Genomic DNA, 16,118 nt, shown 5'->3' on the forward strand with positions numbered 1-16,118 from the left:
GTAGCCTAGGTCTCAACGCCTTATGACCCCAGGGGTGACCATGAAGAAACAGGTGTGTTCCGCATTCATCACGTCCGCCGGCCCGGTCCGGGGCGCCGGTGCCGCGCTCCTGGCCGTGGGACTTGCGCTCCTGACGGGCTGCGGCGGAACCTCCGGGCCCTCTCCGGCGCCACCCCCGGCCATCCAGGTGGGGGCGGCCACGTCCACCCTCAAGGTCCGGGGGGAAACCTGGCTCAGGGTCACCGACGGCCAGGGGCATGCGGTCCCCGCCGCCTTGTCGGTGGTGGAGGCCGGAGGCGGAACCGTGGACGCGGCCGGGCGCTACGCCGCCCCGGCCACGCCGGGGGTGTACCACGTGCAGGCCCGGGCCACCTCCGGCGCCGTGGCCCAGGCGACCCTCACCGTGGAGGGGTTCCGGGCCGGACTGCAACGCCAGGCGGACCTTCTGGCCACCCGGGTGAGCCACACGGCCTCCACCCTGGCCGACGGGTCCGTCCTCATCGTGGGCGGGGTCGAATCCAGCCGGGCCGAACGGTTCCTGCCCGAAACCGGCACCTTCGCGGACGCGGGCGACTCGGGCCAGAGGCGCTGGAACCACTCCGCCTCGCCGCTTCCCGGCGGGGACTGGGTCTTCCTGGGCGGCCTGGGCGTGGATCCCGCCGCGGGCCTGAAGGTGCTGGACGGGGCGGTGCTCTACCAGGCCGGGGCTTTCACCCCCTTCGAGGGCCGCATGGGCTCCCCGCGGTACGACCACGGCGCCGTGGCCCTGGCCGACGGACGCATCCTCGTCACCGGCGGCCTGCCGCTGCCCGGGTCCGATGTTTCCGCCCTGCCCACGGCCGAGATCCTCGACCCCGCCCGCAAGGCCTTCGCCGCCACGGGCGTCATGGCCTTCCCCCGCGCCGGGCACACCGCCACGGTGCTCCAGGACGGCCGGGTGCTCATCGTGGGGGGACGGGACAGCACCTGCGTGTACACCTGCGGCCAGCGCACCTGGCGCAACGCCGAACTCTTCGACCCGGCCACGGGCACCTTCACCCCCGCCGGCGCCCCGGGCCAGGCCCGGTTCCATCACACGGCCACCCTGCTGCCCGACGGCCGGGTGCTCCTGGCCGGGGGCACGACGCCCGACCTGGAGGGCACCGACGTGTCCTCGCTGGTGGAGGTGTACGACCCCGCCACCAACACCTTCCAGGCGCTGGGCGCCCTGCTCCGCCCCCGCAGCGAGCACACGGCCACGCTCCTGGGGGACGGCACGGTGCTCCTGGCGGGGGGCCTGACCTACAACTCGGGCGAGAACTCCATGGCCACGGCCACGGTGGAGGCCTTCGACCCCGCCACGGGCCTCAGCCGCCTGGCGACCTCCGACGTCACCACCCGGTACCGCCACGCCGCCGCCCGCCTCGCCTCCGGCCATGTGGTGCTCCTGGGAGGATCCGAGGGGGGCGGCGCGATCCGCATCGTGGAGCGCTTCGACTGATCACCAGACCTTGATGCGGTCCTCCGGCGCCAGGTAGAGGGCCTGGCCTTCCTCCACGCCGAAGGCCCGGTACCAGGCATCCAGGTTCCGGGCCACGTTGGGCCGCAGGAAGCCGGGGGTGTGGGGGTCGGTGGTCACGCGGTTGAGCAGGGCCTCGTCCCGGTACTTGCTCCGCCACACCTGGGCGAAGCCCAGGAAGAAGCGCTGGTCGCCGGTGAAGCCGCCGATGACCTTGGGGGCCTTGCCCTTCAGGGACGCGTGGTAGGCGTCGAAGGCCACGTTGATGCCGGCCAGGTCGGCCAGGTTCTCGCCCAGGGTCAGCTCGCCGTTCACATGGGTGCCCGGCAGCGGCTCGTAGGCCGCGTACTGCTTGACCACCTTGTCGGTGAGCGCCGTGAAGCGCTTCACGTCCTCGGGCGTCCACCAGTCGGCGAGCTTGCCGTCCTTGTCGTACTTGCGGCCCTGGTCGTCGAAGTGGTGGCTGATCTCGTGGCCGATGACCACGCCGATGCCGCCGTAGTTCACCGCGTCGTCGGCCCTGGGATCGAAGAAGGGCGCCTGCAGGATGGCCGCGGGGAACACGATCTCGTTCCAGGCGGGGTTGGCGTAGGCGTTCACCGTCATGGGCGTCATGCTCCACTCGGTGCGGTCGATGGGCTTGCCGATCTTGTCCAGCTGGCGCCGGTACTGGAATTCCGCGGCCCGGCGCAGGTTGCCCAGGGCGTCGCCCCTGCGGACCTCCAGGGCCGAGTAGTCACGCCACTTCGCGGGGTAGCCGATCTTGGGGGTGAACTTGGCGAGCTTGGCGCGGGCCTCGGCCTTGGTCTTCGGGTCCATCCAGGCGAGGTCGGCCAGGCGCCGGTCCATGGCCTGGATGACGTTCTTGACCAGGGCGTCCATCCTCCGCTTGGCCTCGGGGGGGAAATGCTTGGCGACGTAAAGCTTGCCCACGGCCTCGCCCAGCACGCGGCTGGTCATGTCCACGCCGCGCTTCCACCGGGGCTGGTCCTGGGGCTGGCCCGCCAGGACCTTGCCGTGGAACGCGAAGGACGCCTCCACGAAGGCCTTCGGCAGGCACTGGGCGGCGCCGTCCAGGGCATGGAAGGCCAGGTAGTCCTTCCAGGTGTCCAGGGGTTCGCCCGCCATGAGCCGGCCCTCGCCGGCCACGGCGCTGGGATGGGAGATGATGATGGTCTTCTGGCCCCCCACGCCCGCGGCCCCCAGGAGGGAGGCCCAGCCCACGCCCGGGTAGGCCGATTCGAGCTCCTGGACCGGGGACGGGTTGTACACCTTGTCCCGCTGCCGCTGCTGGACGCGGGTCCAGTGGACCTCGGCGATCTTCGCCTCCAGCGCGAAGATCCCCCGGGCCCGGGCCTCGGCGTCGCCGTAGCCCGCCAGGCGCAGCATCGTGGCGATGTGGGCCACGTACTGGGCGCGGATGGCCTCGAACTTGGGGTTCTTCGTGTCCAGGTAGTAGTCCCGGTCCGGCAGGCCCAGCCCCCCCTGCCCCACGCTCACGCTCATGATGTCGGGATGCTTCATGTCCTGGGCGATGCGCAGCCCCAGGGGCATGCGCATGCCCTGGCGGGTGGCCCTGCCGAAATAGGCCGCCAGCTGCGCGCGGTCCCCGATGGCCTGGATGGCGTCCAGGGTGGGTTTCAGGGGGGCCAGGCCCTTGGTCTCGATGGCCGCCTCGTCCATGAAGGTTGCGTAGAAATCGCCCACCTTCCGGGCCTCGGATCCGGGCCTGGCGTCCTTCCGCCGGGCCTGGGCCTCGATGATGTCCCGGGTCTGGGTCTGGCTGCGGTCCCGCAGCAGCGCGAACATCCCCGAATCGGCCCGGTCCGCGGGGATGGCCAGGTTCCGGATGTAGGCGCCGCTGGCGTACCGGCCGAAGTCGTCCCCGGGGGCGGTGGAGCGGTCCATGCCGGCGGTGTCGAAGCCGAAGGCGCCGTACACCGGGCGCGTGGGGGCGGGCCCGGCGGCGGCCAGCGGGCTGGCCAGGAGCAGGGATCCGGCAACAAGGTGGGCCATCAGGCCATTTCTTCGCATGGGGACTCCGGGGGTCGAAAGGACAGGATATCGACCCTCGTTAGGCGAGGGAAGTTGAGGGAGCCCCTCCTTTTCGGCAAACACCCCTTCGTTCAGGCCTTGCCCAGCAGCCTGGAGATGGCGCCCCGCATGTCCTCCAAGGTCGCCGGCTTGGCCACCAGACCGGTCCTGGGGGTGCCGGCGGCCAGCGCCCTCAGGTCCGAGTCCAGGCTGCCCGTGAACAGGAGCACCGGCACCCGGTTGCCCGAGGCGCGCAGGCGCCGGAGGATCTCCACGCCGTCGATGTCCGGCAGGCGCACGTCGAGGATCAGGATGTCGGGGTCCAGGCCCGACGCCAGGAGGCGCAGGGCCTCCTCCCCCCCCGCGGCGGTGTGGACGCGGTTTCCGGAGCGGGCCAGGAGCATGGCCATGGTCTCGCGGATGACGTCCTCGTCGTCCACCAGCATCATCACGAGCCCCGAGGGTCCGTGCGAAGGCGCCGGCACCGGGTCCGGCGGCGGGTCGGGATGGGCGGGAAGGGAGATGGCCACCTCCGTCCCCCGTCCCGGTTCGCTCTTCAGCCCCAGGGTGCCCTGATGGGCCTGGACGAGGCTGTGGACGATGGAAAGGCCCAGGCCCGTGCCCCGGCCCACGGGCTTGGTGGTGAAGAAGGGTTCCGTGGCCTTGGCCAGCACCTCCTGGGACATCCCTTCGCCGGTGTCCAGGATGCGGAGCTGCACCTCGCCCCCGGGGCCCCTGCGGGTGCCCAGGAGCAGGCGCCCGCCTTCGGGCATGGCATCCAGGGCGTTCCGGCAGAGGTTCAGGAGGATGGTGCCCAGGGTGCTTGAATTGCCCAGCACCCGCGGCTGGGCCGGGTCCAGGTCCAGTTCCACCTCCACGCGGGAATCGCAGGAGGCCCGCACCACGGCGGCGGCCTCCTCCACCTGGAGGTTGAGGTCCACCGCCGACTTGGTCCCCACGTCCTTGCGGGAGAACACCAGCAGGCCCTGGGTGATGTCCCGCCCCCGGCTGCAGGCGGCGGCGATGATCCGCTGGGGGGACGCGGCGTCCTCCCTCCCCTCCCCCATGGATTCCGTCACCGCCAGGATCGCGGCCAGGACGTTGTTCAGCTCGTGGGCCACGCCGCCCGCCAGCCGCCCGATGCTCTCCATGCGCTGGAGGTGCTGGAGCTGGGCCTCCATTTCGCGGTACTCCCGCTCCGCCTGGCGCTGGGCGGAGATGTCCGTGAGCAGGACGCGCAGCTCGCACCCGCCGTCGTGGCCCGTGGCGCGGGCGCCGTCCATGCGCACCCACAGGGGCCCCGCGCCCTTGCGCAGCATGCGGAATTCGCACGGGCAGGCCTCGCCCCCGGCGAGCTTCTGCCGGCACAGGTAGGCCTCGTCCCGGTCCAGGGGATCCACCAGCGTCTCCAGCGGGCTTCCGATCAGTTCCTTGCGGTGCAGGCCGAGCATCCTGCCCACGGTGAAGTTGCAGGCGAGGATCCGGCCGCCCGGATCCAGCACCAGGTAGCCCACCGGGGCGAATTCGTAGAGGCTCTCGAAGGAGGCCCGCTCCCGGTCCAGGCGCTGCAACTCGATGTTCTGCATCTCCAGTTGGATCTGGTGCACGCGCAGTTCGTGCACCAGCGCCCTGGCGTCGTGGGGCCAGGACGCCTCCCCCTCGGCCGGCTCGCCCAGGAGCCGCGCTTCCGCCCGGCGCCTGAATTCATCCCCCGGCTGGCCCCCCTTCGACCCGTTGGCCGCCATCCCCGTTCCCTCCGCCACCCCAGGAAGATGCCCCCGGGCCCGGTGCGGGTTCCCCGTCCCGGGGCCGCCGGAAAAGGATGCAGCAGCGCGCCGTGCCCGCCCCCGGGCGGAAGACCTGCACGGTCTCCCCACCGTCCTCCACGACCTCCGCGGCACCACCCCCCAGCACCCGGCGGCACGCCTCGAGCCAGGGGAGCGGAGCCAAGGGCCACGCCTCGCGCAGCCGCCGGCCCCGCAGATCCTCGCCCCGCACGCCCAGGCGCGCCTCCAGGGCCCCGTTGATCCGGTGGATGCGCAGGTCCTCGGGCGGGTCGCCCTTCCTGGCGGCCTCCAGGAGGAGGAAGGGGTTGCCCAGGCGGTCCAGGATGGCATCCCGTTCCTCCTGGCTCTCCTGCCATTTCCGTTCGGCCTCCTTCTGTTCGGTGATGGAGGCGAACGTGATGGCCACCCCCTCGATGACGTTGTCCAGGGTGCGGTAGGGCCGCAGGCGCATCATGAACCAGGCGCCGCCCGTGGTCCGCACCTCGGCCGCCCGGGGGATCAGGTCCCGCAGCACGTCCCGGGCATCCTCCAGCATCCGGCCGTAGCCCACCAGGTTGTTGGCGATATGCGCCAGGGGCCTGCCCACGTCCACGGCCAGCAGGTTGATCATCTCCGTCGCCCCGGGGGTGAAGCGCACGATCCGCAGGTGGTGGTCCACGAACAGGGTGGCCACCCCGGTGCCGGCCAGAAAGTTGTTCATGTCGTTGTTGGCGCGGGCGAGGCCGGTGACCTTGGCCTGCAACTCGGCGTTGACGATGGCCAGCTCTTCGTTGATGGACTGCAGCTCCTCCTTGGAGGTCTCCAGCTCCTCGTTGGTGGACTGGAGCTCCTCGTTCATGGACTGCATCTCCTCGTTGGCCGACCGGAGTTCCTCGTCGGAGGTGCGCATCGCCTCCTGGAGGTTCCGGATGCAGTCACCCTTCGCGCCCGGCGGATCGTCCAGGGTGCCGGTCCCTGCGCGGGCGTTGCCCGGGTCCGGCGGGAGGGCCCGGCCCCGGACCTGCACCCAGTCCCGGGCGAGGGGGGCGAAGCCCGTTCGTTCCACCTCCCCTTCCCCGTCCACCCGCCGGAAGAGCTTGTGCTTCCGGCAAGCCTTGGTGAAGAGGTACGAGCACTCGCCCACCGATTCCGCGCCCCCCAGGAACAGCACGCCGCCCGGAACCAGTGCGAAGTGGAACTTCGACAGGAGCTTCTTCTGCAGCTCTCCGGTGAGGTAGATGAACAGGTTCCGGCAGCTGATCAGGTCGATTCCCGAGAAGGGCGGATCCTGGATCACGTCGTGCACCGAGAACACGAGCATCTCGCGCACGGCCTTGCGGATCCGGTACCGGCCGTCGGGCTCCGGGAGGAAGAAACGGGCAAGGCGTTCGGGCGTGACCTCCTCCGTGATGGACGCGGGGAATAGGCCCTCGCGGGCCCTGTCGATGGCCCGCTCGTCGATGTCCGTGGCGAAGACCTGCACCCGGGCAGGCCGGGACAGCGTCTCCAGGTGCTCCTGCAGGAGGATGGCGATGGAATACGCCTCCTCCCCGGTGGCGCAGGCGGTGACCCAGACCCGCACGGGGGCGTTGGGGGTCCGGGTGGCCCTGGCGGCGAAGAACCCGGGCACCGCGTCCGCTTCCAGCGCGGCGAAGGCCTCCGCGTCCCGGAAGAACCCCGTGACGCCGATGAGCAGGTCGCGGAACAGCGCCCGGGCCTCGCCGACGTCCCGCTGAACCAGGTCTGCGAAGGCGTCCAGGGTATCCAGCTCGTTCACGGCCATGCGCCGCTCCACCCGGCGCAGGAGGGTGCTCGCCTTGTAGTGGGAGAAGTCATGGCCCACCTGCGCGCGCAACAGGTCGCAGATCCGCCGGAGCCCGTCCCCCGACCCCGCCGGCTGGGCGGGCTCGGGCAGGTCCGTCTCGGTGAGGGTGCGCTCGGCGTAGACCCGGAGGCGCGACAGCATCTCCCGGGGCGGAACCACGAGGTCCACCACGCCCGTGGCCAGGGCGCTGCGGATCATGCCGTCGTACTGGGAGGTTCCCGGTTCCTGGACCATGGCCAGGCCCCCGGCGGCCTTGATGGCCCGCAGCCCCTCCGCCCCGTCGCTGCCCGTTCCGGAAAGGATGATGCCGATGGCCCGGCCCTGCTGGTCCCGGGCGAGGGTGCGGAAGAACCGGTCGATGGGAAGCCGCAGGCCCCGCTGCGCTTCGGGGAGCAGCAGGTGGAGCGCGCCCTGCCCGAGGACCAGGTCGCAATCGGGCGGGATGGTGTAGACGTGGTTGGGGCGCACCCTCAAGCCGTCGGTGGCTTCGCAGACGGGCATGCGGGTGGTGCGCCGCACCAGCTCGGCGAGGATGCTCGTGTGGTCAGGGGCCAGGTGCTGCACCAGGACGAAGGCCATGCCCGGGTTCTGGTCGGACGGCATCCCGTTGAAGAAGTCCGTGAACGCCGCCAAGCCGCCGGCGGAGGCGCCGATGCCCACCACCGGGAACGCCACCGGGGGACTCCAGGCGCCGGGATTGGCGGACCCGTCCCGGCTGTTCTCCGTCTCGCCCACCTGCTCCTCCCGGCACCCACCCTTCGGGTACCAGGATTGGCTGCGGAAGCGCGCCGTAAAGGGTCATCCGCGGGCCCGGCGCCAACCCCTCGGGACGGAGAGGTTGGCGGCGGGATTTTTTCAGGCCACCGGGCTGGAGAGCTTGCGCCCGAACAGGTTCTTGGCGACCATCACGGCCATGGCGGGATTCGCGGCCAGGCGGCGCTTCAGGTAGCGCACGGCGTACTTCCACTCCTCGGCGAACGGCACGTAGAGGCGCACCACCTGGCCCCGGCGGACGATCTCCCGCTGGAGCTCGGTGCGGGGAACGCCCAGGAGCATCTGGAATTCGTAGGCGTCCTTGGGCACGCCCCGCTTGTCCAGGTAGGCCATGCAGCGGCGCACCAGCGCCTCGTCGTGGGTGGCGATCTCGGGGTAGTGCCCCTCGTCGAGCAGCATCTGCACGTGCTCGAAGAGCTTTTCCTTCATGGCCGCCTTGTCCTGGAGCGCCACGGTGGCGGGCTCCCGGTAGATGCCGATGCAGATGCGGACCCGGCACGGCTTGGCGTGCAGGGCGCGGATGTCGTCGGAGGTGCGGAAGAGCCGGCTCTGCAAAACGATGCCGAAATTGTCGAACTCGTCCCGCACGGCCCGGAACATCTCCAGGGTCCGGTCGGTGAAGAGGCGGTCCTCCATGTCCAGGGTGATGCGCAGGCCCTGGGCCGCGGCCGCGGCGGCGATGCGCTTGAGGTTCTCCTGGCAGTAGGCCACGCTCTCGTTGATGCCCAGCTGGGTGGGCTTGAGGCTGATGGTGGAATGGCGCTTGCCGGCCAGCGCCTCGATCATGCGGAAGTACACCTGGACCGTGGCTTCCACGTCCTCCCGGCGGAACACCTCCTCGCCGAGCAGGTCCAGGGTGGAGTGCACCCCGTAATTCCCGAAGAGGTCATCGGCCTTGGCCACGCCGGCCTCGACGCCCTTTCCGGCGATGTAGGGGGACGCGAAGGTCCTCACCAGGGGCGAGGGCATGAGGTCGATGAGCGTGTTCTTGAGATCCATGAAGGCCCTCCCAGGCATCTGGCTTAACTTTGAGTCTCCCGGTTTCACCCTCTCAATTGAATTTTTCACGTTTGGGTTTACCAAAACTAAAGCGTAAACTGGAGGCCATGGAGCTCACGCCCACCACCATCACCCAGATCCGGGCCTTCGAGGCCGTGGGGCGCCTGGGGAGCTTCAAACGAGCGGGCGAGGAGCTTTTCGTCACCCAGGCCGCCCTCAGCCACCACGTGCGCCACCTGGAGGAGCACCTGGGCGTCCAGCTCCTGCGCCGCCTGCACCGCCGGATCGAACTGACGGCCGAAGGCGCCCAGCTGCTCGCCGAGGGCGGCCGGGCCCTGGAGGCCCTGGCGGCGGCCCTCCGGAACCTCAAGCGAACCAAGGAGGAGGCGCTGCGGGTGAGCGTCCCTCCCTACTTCTCCCTGCGCTGGCTGACCCCGCGCCTGGGCCGGCTGTGGCAGCAGCATCCCGGCCTGGACCTGCAGCTGCACCACACCTACCAGACCGTGGACCTCCTCAACGGCCGGGTGGACGCGGCCATCGCCTGGGGCCACGGGAAGTGGCCCGGCGTCCAGTCCACCCTGCTCATGACCAGCCGCCTGACGCCCATCTGCACGCCCGAGTACCTCCGCCGCCTGGGCCCCCACCCCACGCCCGCCGACCTGGGCGCCCTGCCCCTCTTTTTTGAATTCGACGCCGACCACTGGCGCCAGTGGTTCCGCGAAGCGGGCGCGCAGGTCCCCGAGCGCCTGCAGGCCGTGCGCATCGACGACTCCCACGCCCTGCGCCGGGTGGTCCTGGACGGCCACGGCGTCGGCCTCTTCTTCCAGGAGCTCATCCGGGAGGACCTGGCCTCGGGCCGCCTGGCCCAGCCCTTCGACCTGTGCATCGACCCGGGCTGCGCCTACTACCTGAACCGCAGCCGGGACGCCCCCATGGGCGCCAAGCTGCGGGCCTTCACGGGGTGGATCCTGGAGGAGGCGGCGGGCGGAGGCGCCTGAACGAAAAAGCCCCCAAGTATGGGGGCTGATTCTGCGGGACGTTGGCCCGCTTCTGTACTGCAACGGAAGTATCGGTTCTTGACACGAAATGTCAACGGCCCGGGAGCCCTTCAGGAGATCGCGGCGCCGCCGTCGGCCAGGAGCTCCGTGCCCGTCACGTAGGCGCTGTCCGGGGACGCCAGGAACAGGGCGGCCCCGGCCATCTCCCCGTCGGTGCCCATGCGCTTCAGTGGGATCTGCTGCGTGACCCCGGTGCGGAAGGCCTCCAGGGCCTCCGGGGGCATGCCCAGCTTGGCGTGGATGGGCGTGTCCACGGGGCCGGGCGCGAGGCAGTTGACCCGGATGCCCCGGGGCGCCAGCTCCACCGCCAGCGACCGCGCCAGCCCGGCCAGGCCGGCCTTGGAGGCGGAATACACCGAAGCCCCCGGGATGCCCTTGCGGTCCACCACGCTGGTGGTGAAGACCACCGAGGCGCCCGGGCCCAGCAGGGGCAGCGCCTTCTGGGTCAGGAAGAAGGCGCCCTTGAGGTTCACGTCCATGATCCGGTCCCAGTGGGCGGGGTCCGCCGCCTCCAGGTCGCGGAACTCCCCCACCCCGGCGTTCACGAACAGCACGTCCAGGCGCCCGTCCTGGGCCTTGATCCGGGCGACGAGGGCGTCCAGGTCCGCCAGGTTCGCGCTGTCCGCCTCCAGGACGGCGACCTCAGCGGGAAGGTCCTTGCGGGCCTGGGAAAGGGTCTGGGGGTTGCGCCCGGTCACGTAGACCCGGGCGCCCTCCCGGTGGAACAGCCGGGCCGAGGCCAGGCCGATGCCGGTGGTGCCGCCGGTGATGAGCGCGATCTTGCCGTCGAGCTTGCCCATGATGGGACTCCTTCCATGGAACGATCGTTCCAAAATGTGGAAAAAAAAGTCATCCGAGGACCGAGAGGGTCACCCGGACGATGCTCTCCAGATCGTCCCGGCTGGCGCCGGAGCGGGCCGTGACCTGGAGGCCATGGATGGCGTTCTGGAAGTAGCGGGCCAGGGCCGCCGGATCCTGGGCGGGACCCAGTTCCCCGTCGGCCCGGGCCCGGCGCAGGCGCGTTTCGAAGAGCGCGAAGAGCTGGTTCAGGTTGTTTCCCACGCAGGCGCGGGTGGCGGGGTCGCCCACCGCCCGCTCCAGGGCGGCGTGGGCCATGAGGCACGCCCTCCCCTCCGGCGACAGCAGCCGCTCCACCACCTGCCGGAAGAGGTCCCCCAGCGCCTTGCGCAGCGGCAGGGGCCCTTCCAGCAGCTCGGCGAAGGGCTTGCGGCCCGCCTGCCGGTAGCGCTCCAGGCAGGCCATCCAGAGCGCCTGCTTGTCCCCGAAGGTGTCGTAGAGGCTCTGGCGGCTGATGCCCAGGCGGTCCACCAGGTCCTGGATGGAGGTGGCCTCGAAGCCCTTCGTCTGGAACACGTCCATCGCCCCGAGGAGGGCGGCGTCCGGGTCGAAGGCCTTGCAGCGCGTCATGGGTCAAGCATGGGTATTCTGGACTGATCAGTCCAGCAAAACATTTTGAACCTCGCACCCGGCGGACGGGGTGGGGTTCATGCAGGATTTTTTTATGCCTTCGCGCACGACCTCAGGTTGTGGCGCAGCTCCTCGATCCCGAACGGCTTGGCCATGAGGGTGACCTTGTCGTGGGCGGCGATGAGATCCAGCGCGGTCTGGTCGGTCCGCCCCGTGGCGAGCAGCACCGGAAGATCGGGACAGAGGGCGCGCAGGAGGGGCAGGGTTCCGGCCCCGCCCAGGCCAGGCATGTTCATGTCGAGGATCACCAGGTCGGGCCGGTATCCCCCTTCGAGGCGGGCGAGGGCCTCCTCTCCGCATGCGGCCGCGGTGAACGTGTGGCCCAGGTGCTCCAGCACATTCTGGAGGGTGCTCATCATGAATTCGTCGTCTTCCACCAGGAGCACGTCCAGGGACGGGCCCGCGGCCGTCACGCGGGGTTCCGCGCCGTCCGCCGGGGCGCCGGCCGCCGGGGCGCAGGCCGGGAAGGTCATCGTCACCCGCGTGCCCTTGCCCGGTTCGCTTTGGAGTTCCAGCTGTCCGTTGTGGGCCTTGACCGTGCTGTAGACCATGGACAGGCCCAGGCCCGTGCCTTTGCCCACGCCCTTCGTGGTGAAGAAGGGATCCAGGGCGCGGTCCAGCACCTCCCGGGTCATGCCGCTCCCGTTGTCCTCCACCACGGCTTCCACCCTCGGACCGGGCAGGTTCCGCGTCCGGAGCGCCAGGGTGCCATTGTCCGGCATGGCGTCCATGGCGTTGATACACAGGTTCATGAACACCTGCGCGAAGGCGCCGGCATCGCCCTTCATGGGCCACAGCTCCGGGTCCAGGTCCACCTCGAACCGCACCTTCACCAGGGTCGTGCGCTCCAGCAGCTTGATCTCCTCGCGCACCACGTCGTTCAGGTTGAGCAGGCGGCTCTCGGCCACCTCCGCGCGGGCGAAGCTCAGCAGCCCCTTGACCACGTTGGTGCCCCGCTCGGCGGCCTTGACGATGGTATCGAAGGCCCGGTGGGTGGCGCTGCCCGGTTCCTGGACTTCCAGGTTCACCGAGGCCAGGGTGAGGATGGCGCCCAGGACGTTGTTCATGTCGTGGGCGACGCCCCCGGCCAGGAAGCCGAGGCTTTCCATCTTCTGGGCCTGCATCAGCTGGCTGTGGGAGGCCTGCAGCTCCGCCGTGCGTTCCCGCACCCGCTGTTCCAGCGTGGCCTTTGCTTCCGTCAGCTCCCGGGTGCGCTCCGCCACCCGCGCCTCGAGGTGGGCGTTCCTCCTGGCCAGCGCCCACGTCCTCCAGCGGGCGTAGGCAAGGGCGCCCGCCACGACGCCCAGGGCCGCCGCCACGCGGAACGTCCAGGTCCCCCACCAGGGTGCGAGCACCCGGAAGGGGATGGGCGTTGAATACACCCAGGGCCCGCCGCCGGCCAGACTGCGCACCTGGAAGGCGTACGGGCCGGGGGCCAGCCCCGTGTAACGCACCTCGCGGCCTTTGGCCGCGTGCCAATCCGGTTCCAGGCCCTCCAGCCGGGCCTCCAGATGGAGGTCGTCCTGGTGGTAAAGGCCCAGGGCGGCGAAGCGGGCCTCGAACGTGTTGCTCCGGAAGGGCACCTCAAGTGGCTGGGCCGGGATCCCATGGAAGGACGCACGGCCCAGGGTGAAGGCATAGGTCTGCAGCACGGGCGGGGGCGGCTGCCCTTCGTAAGCCCGCGCATCGAAACGGGCGATGCCGCCGATGGTCCCGATCCACACGTCGCCGTTGGGGTCGGGGAGGAAGGCCATGTTGTTGGTGGAATCGCTGATGAGCCCGTCGCGGTATGTGAAGACCTCCACGGGCCCGCCGGCATGCAGGAGGTGCACGCCCGCCCCGGAGCCGGCCCAAAGGTTGCCGCGGGCGTCCTCGCCCAGGAAGTAGATGGTGAGGGCCGGGTCGATTTCCGCGTCGAAATGCTTCAGGATGCGGAGCCGTCCCTTGTCGTAGCGGACCCGCGCCACCCCAAGGTTGTTGGTATAGGCCAGCAGCAGGTCGCCATTGCGCAGGGAGCGCGTGTAGTCCACGGCGTTATCGCGAAGGCCGTCCTGGCGCGTGAACCGGCGCCACCGGCCCCCTTCGCGCAGGGCCAGCCCCTGTGTGCCCGGGGCCCAGAGCCGGCCTTCGCCATCCTCGTGGAGGTCCCCGATGGATTCCGTGGGGGTGCCGCCGGGCAGCGGTTCGGGCCGGAACACCCACGTGTTCCCCTCGCCGGTTCCCCGCAAAAGGCCGCCCGAATCCGTCGCCACCCAGAGCGTTCCGAAGCGGTCGAACAGGAGCCGGAAGATGCGGCCATCGGCCCGGACGCCCTGGGCAGGCCCGAATTTGACGGTCTGCCCCGTGGCCGGATCCCACCGCCGCACCCACGCTGAGCCGGCCATGTAGAAGGCCCCGTCAGGCCCCTGGACCGCGGACCGGACCTGGGTGTCCTCGGTTCCGCGAACCATCTGCCAGCCCTCGGGCCCAAGCCGGGCCATTCCCCGCTGGGTCCCCGCGACCAGCGTTCCGGACCTGTCCCGCATGAAGCTCCAGACGCAGGTATCGGCCAGGCCGCTCTCCGCGCCCTGGCTGCGCCAGAACCGGCGGCCCTTGACCCGCTCAAGCCCCCGTCCGCCAGCCCAGAGGGCGCCTCCCCGGTCCATGAGGACGGTGGTTCCGAGCCCCCCCGGCCAGCCCTCCTTCACGCCCATCCTCAGGACATCCCCCTTGTCCAGCCACACCAACTCGCTGGTGCCGGGTATCCAGAGCCGCCCCCGTTCGTCCACGTGGAGGCTCACACCCCCGTTCGTGCGGTTCATCGGGAACGGTGCTGGCTCGAACGCCCCCTGCGCGAAAACCCAGAGGACCTCCGTCGAACGGGCCCAGAGCCTTCCCGTTCCGTCCACCGCCAGCGCGCGGAGGGGGCGTTTTCCAAATGCGGCGGGGCCCGGCAGCCCCGTCCAGGCGGCGCCTTCCATCCTGAAAACCCGGGCCCGGTGACCATCCCAGGAGGAGGCGACCACCTCCCCTCCCCCCGGCGGTGAGGCAAGGGCCAGAACCGCACCCCCAGGCCACGAAGGCACGGCCTCGAACCGGTCCCCCGCGATTTGCCGGAAGAGCCCCTTGGCGGTCCCCACATGGAGACGCCCTCCGGGTCCCACCGCCAGGGCCGTGATGGGCACCGCCGGATCGGGCAGGCCAGCCCGCACGGCCACGAACTGGTCGCCTTCCCGGCGGGCCAGGCCCCGGTAGGTGCCCACCCAGAGCATCCCGTCGGGATGCACCAGGAGGGCCTGGATCACGCTGCTCGGAAGCCCATTCGGGCGCCTGAACCCCTGGAAGGACCGCCCATCGAACCGGTGCAGCCCCGTCTCGGTGCCCACCCAGATGAACCCGACCCTGTCCTGGCACAAGGTGTAGATGTTCAGGTCCAGAAGACCGTCCTCGAACCCGAATTCCTGCCATTTCAACCGGCCCGCGGGCTCCGGCGCGCGGGCCCACAGCGCCCCCGATCCCAGCAACAGGACCAGGGTCAGCCGTAATAGGTCGTTGATGATTGCCAAGGCAGGCCCCCGAGCCCGGCTCCGGGTTGGGAAACATGAATTCTGAATGGAGCGACCCCTGATTGTAACCGCCCACCCTGGAATTTTGGTCAATTACGATTATTTTACAATCAGCGCACGGGGGGAGGCCGCCGCAGCCCGTCCCTCCGGGGTCCATGCCGGGCGCGGGGCGCCGGGAACCCGGGGGGGGGGGGGATATTCGGTACTTCACGGAATTAGGTGAAGGCCTCGACCCACACTTAATCTGGCATGCGCTTGGAAAGGGGCTTGGGACGGGTGGTCGAAGGCCGTCCTGTACCCCTTATCGAGGCGGTTCGAAACGAAAAGCTTATCGCCGAGGCGCCGAAGACGCCGAGGATCGCCGATTAAAAGAAGTTCTTTTCTCGGCGAACCCCGGCGCCTCGGCGCCTCGGCGATAAGGCCCTTCGATGGAGTCTGCCGGATTCACCGGGTAACGGGTCGGCAGCAGAAGACTTCAGACATCTTGAGAATGTCGAGAACACGAGATGTCTGAAGCGGAACCCTTCCTGGCAAGCTCCCCGGGGCCGCCCGAGTCGCGTCACACGATTCGGGCAGGGGCCCCCACCGCCGTCCGCCCGGGCGGCACGGAGGCCAGCACCACGGACTGGGCCCCGATGCGGGCCCCGTCGCCCACGGTCACGGGGCCCAGCACCTTCGCTCCCGCTCCCACCAGGACCCCGTTGCCCAGGCGGGGGTGCCGGCGGCCCGGCCTGTCATCCACGCCGCCCAGGGTCACGCCGTGGTACAGCAGGACATCCTCCCCCACGATGGCCGTCTCGCCGATGACCACCCCCATGCCGTGGTCGATGAACAGCCCGCGCCCGATCACGGCGCCTGGATGGATCTCGATGCCCGTGAGGAACCGGGCGACCTGGCTCATCAGCCTGGGTACGAAGGGAAGGCCCAGGGCGTGCAGGGCGTGGGCGATGCGGTGGAGGAGCATGGCCCAGAAGGAGGCGTAGAGGATGATCTCCAGGGCCTTAAGGGCGCCGCCCCGCAGGGCGGGGTCCCGGCGCCAAATGGCCGCGGCGTCGGAAAGGAAGTAGGGCAGCCGGCGCAGGGCCGGAAAGTGAGGCGGGTAGGTGATTGCACAGCATGCGGCGGCGTTCA

At 70.3% G+C, this 16,118-nt stretch carries 9 protein-coding genes and 1 pseudogene; 2 read left to right on the forward strand and 8 right to left on the reverse strand.

All coding sequences use genetic code 11. The annotated features are described in order from the left end of the window. The first annotated feature begins 40 nt into the window (after positions 1 to 40). Complete coding sequence (locus ACZ5LB_RS07935; protein WP_464605647.1) at positions 41 to 1,480, forward strand: Kelch repeat-containing protein; 1,440 nt, start codon at positions 41 to 43, stop codon at positions 1,478 to 1,480. Here the strand turns inward: ACZ5LB_RS07935 and ACZ5LB_RS07940 are convergent, their stop codons facing one another. The 4 genes from ACZ5LB_RS07940 to ACZ5LB_RS07955 all read right to left on the reverse strand — a co-directional run bounded on the left by ACZ5LB_RS07940 (position 1,481) and on the right by ACZ5LB_RS07955 (position 8,896). After that, positions 1,481 to 3,532: a M13 family metallopeptidase gene (locus tag ACZ5LB_RS07940; protein ID WP_464605648.1), complete on the reverse strand. Its 2,052-nt coding sequence runs from the start codon at positions 3,530 to 3,532 to the stop codon at positions 1,481 to 1,483. Positions 3,533 to 3,624: 92 nt separating this feature from the next. Beyond that, positions 3,625 to 5,277 carry a hybrid sensor histidine kinase/response regulator gene (locus tag ACZ5LB_RS07945; protein WP_464605649.1) on the reverse strand — a complete coding sequence of 551 codons (1,653 nt, stop codon included), beginning with the start codon at positions 5,275 to 5,277 and terminating at the stop codon, positions 3,625 to 3,627. After that, positions 5,237 to 7,858, reverse strand: coding sequence for a chemotaxis protein CheB (locus ACZ5LB_RS07950; protein ID WP_464605650.1), 2,622 nt, complete (start codon positions 7,856 to 7,858; stop codon positions 5,237 to 5,239). Before ACZ5LB_RS07950 ends, ACZ5LB_RS07945 begins: the two co-directional genes overlap by 41 nt. A 120-nt stretch (positions 7,859 to 7,978) precedes the next feature. Beyond that, positions 7,979 to 8,896 carry a proline dehydrogenase family protein gene (locus ACZ5LB_RS07955; protein WP_464605651.1) on the reverse strand — a complete coding sequence of 306 codons (918 nt, stop codon included), beginning with the start codon at positions 8,894 to 8,896 and terminating at the stop codon, positions 7,979 to 7,981. Between the two features lie 107 nt (positions 8,897 to 9,003). Here ACZ5LB_RS07955 and ACZ5LB_RS07960 point away from each other — a divergent pair, with 107 nt between their 5' ends. Beyond that, positions 9,004 to 9,894: a LysR substrate-binding domain-containing protein gene (locus ACZ5LB_RS07960; protein WP_464605652.1), complete on the forward strand. Its 891-nt coding sequence runs from the start codon at positions 9,004 to 9,006 to the stop codon at positions 9,892 to 9,894. A 110-nt stretch (positions 9,895 to 10,004) separates the two neighbouring features. Here ACZ5LB_RS07960 and ACZ5LB_RS07965 read toward each other — a convergent pair whose 3' ends face one another. The 4 genes and pseudogenes from ACZ5LB_RS07965 to epsC all read right to left on the reverse strand — a co-directional run. Continuing rightward, complete coding sequence (locus ACZ5LB_RS07965) at positions 10,005 to 10,754, reverse strand: SDR family oxidoreductase (protein WP_464605653.1); 750 nt, start codon at positions 10,752 to 10,754, stop codon at positions 10,005 to 10,007. Positions 10,755 to 10,803: 49 nt separating this feature from the next. Further along, positions 10,804 to 11,382, reverse strand: coding sequence for a TetR/AcrR family transcriptional regulator (locus ACZ5LB_RS07970; protein ID WP_464605654.1), 579 nt, complete (start codon positions 11,380 to 11,382; stop codon positions 10,804 to 10,806). 92 nt (positions 11,383 to 11,474) lie between these two features. Next, the gene (locus tag ACZ5LB_RS07975; RefSeq protein WP_464605655.1) at positions 11,475 to 14,987 is read right to left on the reverse strand and encodes a two-component regulator propeller domain-containing protein; all 3,513 of its coding nucleotides are present in this window, start codon (positions 14,985 to 14,987) and stop codon (positions 11,475 to 11,477) included. 562 nt (positions 14,988 to 15,549) lie between these two features. Beyond that, positions 15,550 to 16,059: pseudogene (epsC, locus tag ACZ5LB_RS07980) on the reverse strand (serine O-acetyltransferase EpsC); the annotation flags it as partial. Between the last annotated feature and the right edge of the window lie 59 nt (positions 16,060 to 16,118).

It is taken from the genome of Mesoterricola sp. MK458 (assembly GCF_055384935.1).

Bases quoted from the DNA above. Each gene is read 5' to 3' on its own strand.
- ACZ5LB_RS07940 (WP_464605648.1), bottom strand. From the start codon at position 3,532: ATGCGAAGAAATGGCCTGATGGCCCACCTTGTTGCCGGATCCCTGCTC.
- ACZ5LB_RS07960 (WP_464605652.1), top strand. From the start codon at position 9,004: ATGGAGCTCACGCCCACCACCATCACCCAGATCCGGGCCTTCGAGGCC.
- ACZ5LB_RS07945 (WP_464605649.1), bottom strand. From the start codon at position 5,277: ATGGCGGCCAACGGGTCGAAGGGGGGCCAGCCGGGGGATGAATTCAGG.
- ACZ5LB_RS07935 (WP_464605647.1), top strand. From the start codon at position 41: ATGAAGAAACAGGTGTGTTCCGCATTCATCACGTCCGCCGGCCCGGTC.
- ACZ5LB_RS07970 (WP_464605654.1), bottom strand. From the start codon at position 11,382: ATGACGCGCTGCAAGGCCTTCGACCCGGACGCCGCCCTCCTCGGGGCG.
- ACZ5LB_RS07965 (WP_464605653.1), bottom strand. From the start codon at position 10,754: ATGGGCAAGCTCGACGGCAAGATCGCGCTCATCACCGGCGGCACCACC.
- ACZ5LB_RS07955 (WP_464605651.1), bottom strand. From the start codon at position 8,896: ATGGATCTCAAGAACACGCTCATCGACCTCATGCCCTCGCCCCTGGTG.